Source organism: Acidovorax sp. (genome assembly GCF_046341535.1).
In the GTDB taxonomy this organism is placed as follows: Bacteria; Pseudomonadota; Gammaproteobacteria; order Burkholderiales; family Burkholderiaceae_C; genus Acidovorax.
The window spans coordinates 1-7,813 of sequence record NZ_JBKDRI010000002.1; the positions used below are offsets into that span (position 1 = coordinate 1).

Here is a 7,813-nt window from a genome sequence, read left to right on the forward strand (position 1 = left end):
GCCAGCCGTTCTAGATAGCGCAGGGTAGTCCAGCCGGCAACGATGATCATGACCACGAAAAGCAAAGCCGTCAGCCCGACCTCTTTGCTTTGACTGCGCCAGGGAAGCAGGGCTTCGTCCAGCGGGATGCTCACCGCCACTCGCAGATCCTGGTAAAGGATGGGTCGAGACACCACCAGGGCGGGCGCGCCCGTCAGACGCGCGGGCGCCTGCCACTGCTGCCCCAGCACCGCCAGTTCGTCCAGGGGAGGGGAGAGCACTGCGGGCACGGAGTCATCACGTCCTGGTGCGCTCAAAAGCAGTTGTCCGCCAGCACGCTCTAGCGTCACTTGCAAACCGCGGATCTCTGCGCCTTGGAGAAGTACCTCGCTGATGGCCGACACGGGCAATTCAGCAATCGCAACGACCACCGACTGGTCGGCCAGGCGGAGCTGCCGCGCAAGGTACAGGACCCGCTCAGAGCTGGCAAAGCTGACCATGGGCGCACTGATCAGCAACGTAGAAATGGGTTGCGCCACCACCTCATCCAGAAAACCGTCTGGCAGCCTCGACGCCATCCGGGCTCCGCCAGCATCCGATGACACAAGGCTTTTGCCCTCGGCGTCCAGCACGGCGGCATATCGCACCATCAGGTTCTGTAGCGCCATACCGCGCAGTCGGTGGCTGGCTGAGCGCGCATCGATCTGGCCAGCGCGTTTGGAAGACAGCTCCAGCAGTTCGTCAATGCCAGCCAACAGTACATCGACCTCCAGCAGTGACCGGTTGAGCGCTGCTTCGGCGCCCGCGAGAAAGCGGAAAGCCTGCGCTTGGCTATCCGCCAGGGCGACCTGCCGCCCGTTCCACACCAGGGTGGCCGATACTGCAAGCACGGCCATTACAAAGATCCCACCCCCCGCCGCGACGAGAGCCCGAATCCGAAGCGGCAAGGCTGACGTGCTCATTTCGGCGAATTGACAACAAGCCCGCGCGCCGGGCCGATGGTCTGGTTCCATACCTGGGCGCACAGCGCGCCGCAGCGCTCCACCCAGCGTGGAAGGATGGTCGATTCCAGTATTTCCCGACGCCTGATTTCATCCTTCTGCGAGACGGGTACCAAAGTCATGCTCCCCTTGCGACCGCCTGTGCAGCTGGAGGCCCCCTGGTTGCAGGCCATGCCTTCCATGGTTTCGCGCTCCGACTCCTCCCAGATGGCCGCTTCCAACCGAGGCAGCTCCTTGCGCAGCAGGGTCCGAAGATCTACAGGAAGCGCCTGCCAGGCGGCCCGATTGGCTCCAAATACCGCCAGGCCCCAGGTGACCGGCAGGGCGTGAACATGCGTCGTGAGACGGTGCAACCCGACGGTGTTTCCAGACATGGTACCGGTGATCGCGCACTCCGTGCTGCCCGCGGTCAGGCGTGGAACCATCTCGGAGAACCCCGTCAGCACAGGCACGCCACCCAGCGCACCTACGAAATCCGCCTGGGTGGAGGACGAAACACGGGTGCGCCGCCCCGCCAGTTCAGACAGGGATTGCAGGGGCTTCTTACAAAACACAACCTGCGCCGGATACACGTAGATCGCCAGGACCTCAATGCCATGCTGCTCACGCAGTGCCTTTTCCAGGTAGGGGCGAAACGCCGCGAGCGTCACCCTGAGTGTCGCAATATCTGGATTGAGCCCCGCAAGATCCGGCGCGGTGTACTCGGGATGTTGTGCGGTAAAAGAGCTCATGAGCGCTGTCCCGAATGGCACAACGCCCAGCTGCAGCAGCCTCAACATTTCCAGGCCAGGGACACCAGCACGGTCAAAGGGGACGATTTCGGCGTCGTAGCGACCTGCGCTGAGGCGCTCAAGTTCCTGCGTCCAAAATGGCTCTTCCTGGCGGGTGTACTGGTTGATGGAACCAAGACCGCCCACGATCCTCAACTTGAATGACGCCGGGGCGCCTGCAGGGGCTGCCGGTACTGCTGGACTGACCGATGCGGCAGCATGGGAGCGTCCGGGCATGACCGACAGCAACACGATGGCTGCGGACAAGGCAACCTGAAGCAGGAAACGCAACGCCGCAAAACAGAAATGCATGGGATAAACCTGCCCAGAGTTGCAGAGGTACGTAGAACCGCGACCGGCTGACCATTGTGCTCAATTGCGAACAGTATGCGGGGGAAATGTCAGAAAAACACCACTATTTGAGCCAGTCGCGCGCACCGCGAATCGAACCGATGCAGCCTACAGCATTCGCGCACGCAATCATGCAGTCCGCTTAAAACGTGCCAGGATAGGCGCCACCGTCGGCGAGGACATTCTGGCCGGTCATGTAGCCAGCATGCACGCTGCACAGGAACGCGCAGATGGCACCAAACTCCTCGGCTGTTCCATAGCGACCTGCGGGGATCTGCGCCTGGTGGGCCCTCCGCACATCCTCGACGGACCGCCCGGACTTGCTGGCAGTCGCTGCTACGGTGGATGCCAGCCGGTCTGTATCGAACTTGCCCGGCAGCAGATTGTTGATGGTGACTCCACGTGCCGCGATCGGGCTGCGCGAGACACCCGCTACAAAACCGGTCAGACCGCTGCGTGCGCCGTTGGACAAGCCCAGGATATCGATCGGCGCCTTGACAGCGCTGGAGGTGATATTGACTATACGACCGAAACCGCGCAACGCCATGCCGTCCACCGTGGCTTTGATAAGTTCAATCGGTGTGAGCATGTTGGCATCCACTGCCCTGATCCAGGCGTCACGATCCCAGTCGCGAAAATCGCCAGTGGGCGGACCGCCTGCGTTGGTTACCAGGATGTCGAAATCGCGCCCGGGCCCGCCGGGGGCAGCCAGTACGGCGTCTCGGCCTTCACGCGTGGTGATGTCGGCCGCGACAGCGATCACCTTTGCTCCCGACGCGCCCCTGTCGGCCCCAAGTCGCCGGGCCGCGTCCCCAAGGGCCTGAGCATCGCGGGCGTTGATCACCACACTGACACCTTCGCGCACGAGGGCTTTCGCGCATCCATATCCCAGCCCCTTGCTTGCACCACACACCAGAGCCCATTTGCCAGCGATTCCCAAATCCATCCACCACCTCCGGTTTGGTTGCTGCCAGGTGGCAGCGCGCTGAAATCATAAATGCGGGTTGACACTAACGCCAGCAAGGCAACGGCGGTGGGGTCGCCGATCGCAGGTGGCGCGTGCGCGCAGGAGATGACGCTGCTCTTGCGCGCCACGCGTTGACTCGACTCCCCTGTCGACCATGGCGCAAGCAAGCGTTGCCCAGCTGGACGCAGACACAGCCGACAACCGCAGCAGCACCTCCGAGCGACACGCGAAACGACATGACCAGGCGTGCTGAGCGCTGGGCGACTGCTATCTCCAGTCGATCGCCAGACGCTACGCGTTTATGCGTTACTCGGCTGCACCGGTACGAGCCATCCGGGTAAACACAAAGATGCCGACAAGCACGAGTGCGGTACCGGCTGCCACCCACACGGTAAAGGGCTCGCCCAGAATCCAGATTCCCATGAGGATCGTGGACAAGGGGCCCACCATGCCCGCCTGCGCGGCCATCCCTGCACCGATGCGTTCTATAGCCATCATCACCATCAGCACGGGCGCTGCCGTGCACAGCGTGGCATTGATGACCGACAGCCAGATCACCTCGGGTGCCACTACCGCAGCGCTGAAAGGCCGCAGCACCACAAACTGCAACAGGCACAACAGGCATGCCACCGTGGTCGCCAGCCCCACCAGTCGCAGCGAGCCAAGCCGCTGCACCATTTCACCGCTATACACCAGGTAGATGGCATAGCTCACGGCGCTCAAGAACACCAGTAGCGAGCCTAGTGCTACGTTTGGGCCCTGCAAACTGGCCTCATGCCCGAAAACCAACAGGACGCCCAAGTAACTCACAAACATGCCCCCCGCCTGCGCCCAGCGGATACCCCGCCCGTACAAGGCCCAGCCCAGCAGCACCACCAGGGTTGGGTTAAGGTACAGGATCAACCGCTCCAGACTGGCGCTGACATACGCCAGCCCGGCAAAGTCCAGAAAGCTGGCGAGGTAATAGCCCGTGAACCCCAGGCCCAGCACGCCGAGCCAGTCTTTTCGAGACAGCGGTTGCTTGCCCCGGCTGGCCCACCAGGCCATGAAGGCAAAGATGGGAAGCGCAAACAGCATGCGGTACATGATGAGCGTCACGGCGTCCACGCCGTAGCGGTAGGCAAGCTTGACGATGATGGCCTTGCCGCTGAAGGCAATGGAGCCCACAAGCGCAAGCAGCAGTCCGGTTGCAAGACCTTGTTTAGCGGCTTGGGCCATGGTTTAACGGGGCTAAAAGCACGGATGTCGATGGATGGAAACGGTACACGTCAGACTGACCCTAAAAACGGCAGTTGACCGCTTGTAATCTTGGCGCACACTGCATGGACTCGAGCCTTGGGTTGTCTTTGCAGCCTCACCTTTGGGGTGACAGAGCTATGCACTTGCCAGCACCGCTTTTGGAGCGCCATGCGGTGTTGCTCCGCCTTGCAGGCACGAGCCTGCCGCGTCGTCGCGCCTTGCCTGGCACCCCAACAGCAGCGCTGGCAAATGCATCCAACTGCCGTTTTTAGGCTGACGGACAGATGGCTCGCGCGCCCTCCTGTACCAGTCGCTGACCGCTACGGACTGGTCCCTGCCCGGATACCCCGCAACGTCTGGCCGATGCCCAACCAAGCCCCATAGTGTGTCACCCTGGCCGCGTGCCCGCTACAGCGGCCGCGCGGGGTGGCAGCCGCCAGCCTGGACGTCAGCGTGGTCGACGGTCAGCGACTCTTTCCACGGGCAGGGGCCCCGCCACGTTCACTGCGGATGCTTGCGAAATACCCGATGGTGCAACCGGCGCATAGACCACCACACACCCACGGCAACCAGCGGAATGGCAGCAGCAGCCGTCGACTCAGGGGAAAAAGACCAGCCCAGCGGCTCAGCGCCTTTAGCAAGGTAGCTGACCAGGCCGACGATGTAGTAAGTGATGGCCGCCACGGACAGACCTTCCACCGTGGACTGCATTTTCAGCTGCATATCCTGACGCTGGTTCATGGTCTTGAGCAGAGCCTGGCTGCTTTGCTGCTGCTCTATTTCCACCCGCGTACGCAAGAGGTTGCTCATGCGCGAAACCCGCTGCGACAGCGCGTCCTGGCGCCGTGTAGCCCATTCGCAGGTACTGCGCGCGGGGGTGAGCCGCCGATCCATGAATTCACGTATCGTCTGCATCCCCGCCAGGCGCGACTCATCGATGTCCTCGATGCGCTTGTCCAGCAACGCAAAGTAGGCGCTGCTGGCGGAAAAACGCGAATGCGTGGCGGCATACTGACTTTCCACCTGCCCGGCCAGGCGCGTGAGCCGGTCCAGCAATGCGGGTTCCGCATCCCTGTTGGCCGTGCGGATGGCGTTGGCAAGCTCGGCGAGTTCGCGTTCCGCAAATGCCAGCACGTTCGCCGCCTCGCGAGCCGCCGGAAGGCCCAGCAATGCGGCCATACGGTAGGTTTCGATCTCCAGCAAACGCTGCACCAGACGTCCTAATCGGCGCGGTGCCATGCCTGCGGCGAGCAGTACCATGCGCGAGAAGCCGTCGGGATGGATCGCAAAGTCGGTATACACCTCCCCATAACCGCCGGCCACGGTGGAGGCGACCATCGTGTCCTCATGCAGGACATGCGTGACCTGCGCGTCCGAGCCGAACGACTGCGTGGGCAGCACCCACAAATTCAGGCTGCAAAGACACTGGCCCGGCAGTGCCGCCAGCCAGTCGCGCGGAACCGCATCGATCGCGCTGACCGGGTCACGATCGACAAGGACCTCCTCGGTCGCCGACGCCATGAAGGTCCAAGAGACAAACTCGGTATGCATCTCCCAGCGCAGGCGGAAGGCACCCAGGTCCATGCGCAAATGGGTCGTGTGGGCATCGGGCAGTGCCAGGTGATGGTTACGCAGCAACTCGGCCACATGGGAGCGGCTGGCCTCACGGCCCGCTGCATCCGCAATCATCACGATATGTGCAATGGCCAACGGCGCCGTCATCGACTCGGGTGGACGCGCGTGGATTTCGTTGTGCAACATGGTCCGGTGGGGATGCTGCGCGGGGTGAAATGGAGTAGACATGCGAACCTCTTTGCGCGATTGTCCACCGACACCGCTCGCCGTCCGTCAGGATGCCTGCAAAAAAACAACGGCACCCGAAGGTGCCGTTGTGGGAATTTTGCCGGGCGTACCCGGCTGGGCAAGGTCAGTCTTCGACGAAGGCTTCTTCGCGCTTGCTCTTCACCGATGGCAGCAGCACGATGACGAGCAACAGCGCAGCGGCTGCCAACAGACCGGCGGATAGGGGACGCGTGACAAATACGCTCCAGTCGCCGCGCGACAGCAGCAGGGCACGGCGCAGGTTTTCTTCCATCATCGGACCCAAGATGAAGCCCAGCAGCAAAGGCGCAGGCTCCGTCCCCAGCTTATAAAAGACGTAGCCGATCAGGCCGAAAATACCCACCATCCAGATGTCAAAGGTGTTGTTGTTGGTGGAATACACACCCACCGCGCAGAACAGCACGATGGACGGGTACAGCCAGCGGTAGGGCACAGTCAGCAGTTTGATCCAGATGCCGATCAGCGGCAGGTTCAGAATGATCAGCATGGCGTTGCCGATCCACATCGAAGCGATCAGCCCCCAAAATAGTTCGGGGTTACTCGTCATCACCTGAGGACCAGGCTGGATGTTGTGGATGGTCATCGCGCCCACCATCAGCGCCATCACTGCGTTCGGCGGAATACCGAGCGTGAGCAGTGGAATGAACGAAGTCTGCGAACCGGCGTTGTTGGCTGACTCGGGAGCCGCCACGCCGCGGATGTTGCCCTGACCGAAGGGGACTTCGCCAGGCTGGAGCTTGGTCTTCTTCTCCAGCGTGTAGGCCGCAAAGGCCGCCAGCAGCGCGCCGCCGCCGGGCAAGATGCCGAGGGCGGCACCCAGTGAGGTGCCGCGCAGCACGGCAGGAATCATGCGCTTGAAGTCGTCCTTGGTAGGAAACAGGCCTTCCACCTTGGCCGTGAACACCTCGCGCTCTTCGTCAGGCCGCGACAGGTTGGCAATAATTTCGCCGTAACCGAACACACCCATGGCAATGGTCACAAAGCCGATACCGTCCGTGAGTTCAGGAATGTCAAAGCTGAAGCGGGCCACACCCGAATTCACATCGGTACCCACGAGGCCCAGCAGCAGGCCCAGCACGATCATGGCCACCGCCTTCAAGAGCGAGCCGGACGCCAGCACCACGGCACCAATGAGGCCCAAAACCATCAGCGAGAAATACTCGGCAGGGCCGAACTTGAAGGCCACTTCGGTCAGCGGCGGCGCGAACGCCGCCAGAATCAGCGTACCCACGCAACCAGCAAAAAACGAGCCCAAACCGGCCGCTGCCAACGCCGGTCCAGCGCGGCCCTTGCGCGCCATCTGGTAGCCGTCAATCACGGTTACCACCGACGAAGATTCGCCCGGAAGGTTGACCAAAATGGCGGTGGTGGAACCACCGTACTGCGCGCCATAGTAGATGCCAGCCAGCATGATGAGCGCGGCTACGGGTGGCAGAGCATAAGTAGCCGGCAGCAGCATGGCAATGGTGGCCACGGGGCCGATCCCAGGCAGGACACCAATCAATGTTCCCAGCAGACAGCCGACGAAACAATAGATCAGGTTCTGGAAGGTGAACGCAACGCCAAAACCGAGAGCAAGGTTGTCAAATAATTCCATGGTCGGTGCTCCTGCTCAACCTGTGATGAAACTTGGCCACACAGGGAACTGCAGCTTGAGCGCCCAG

Annotated in this window: 6 protein-coding genes; all 6 read right to left on the minus strand. The window is 62.1% G+C overall.

The window, feature by feature from the left end; translation table 11 throughout:
* Positions 1–875 (minus strand): cache domain-containing protein (locus ACK543_RS00050; protein WP_409940836.1); only part of this gene is annotated, 875 nt, incomplete at its 3' end.
* A 62-nt stretch (positions 876–937) separates the two neighbouring features.
* Entirely contained in the window at positions 938–1,987 is a 1,050-nt protein-coding gene (locus ACK543_RS00055; RefSeq protein ID WP_409940841.1) for a TRAP transporter substrate-binding protein, read from the minus strand.
* Positions 1,988–2,243: 256 nt separating this feature from the next.
* Positions 2,244–3,047: an SDR family oxidoreductase gene (locus ACK543_RS00060; protein WP_409940837.1), complete on the minus strand. Its 804-nt coding sequence runs from the start codon at positions 3,045–3,047 to the stop codon at positions 2,244–2,246.
* Between the two features lie 327 nt (positions 3,048–3,374).
* Positions 3,375–4,286: a DMT family transporter gene (locus ACK543_RS00065; RefSeq protein WP_409940838.1), complete on the minus strand. Its 912-nt coding sequence runs from the start codon at positions 4,284–4,286 to the stop codon at positions 3,375–3,377.
* Between the two features lie 522 nt (positions 4,287–4,808).
* Positions 4,809–6,110: a DUF3422 family protein gene (locus ACK543_RS00070; RefSeq protein WP_409940839.1), complete on the minus strand. Its 1,302-nt coding sequence runs from the start codon at positions 6,108–6,110 to the stop codon at positions 4,809–4,811.
* 124 nt (positions 6,111–6,234) lie between these two features.
* Positions 6,235–7,746: a tripartite tricarboxylate transporter permease gene (locus ACK543_RS00075; RefSeq protein ID WP_409940840.1), complete on the minus strand. Its 1,512-nt coding sequence runs from the start codon at positions 7,744–7,746 to the stop codon at positions 6,235–6,237.
* Between the last annotated feature and the right edge of the window lie 67 nt (positions 7,747–7,813).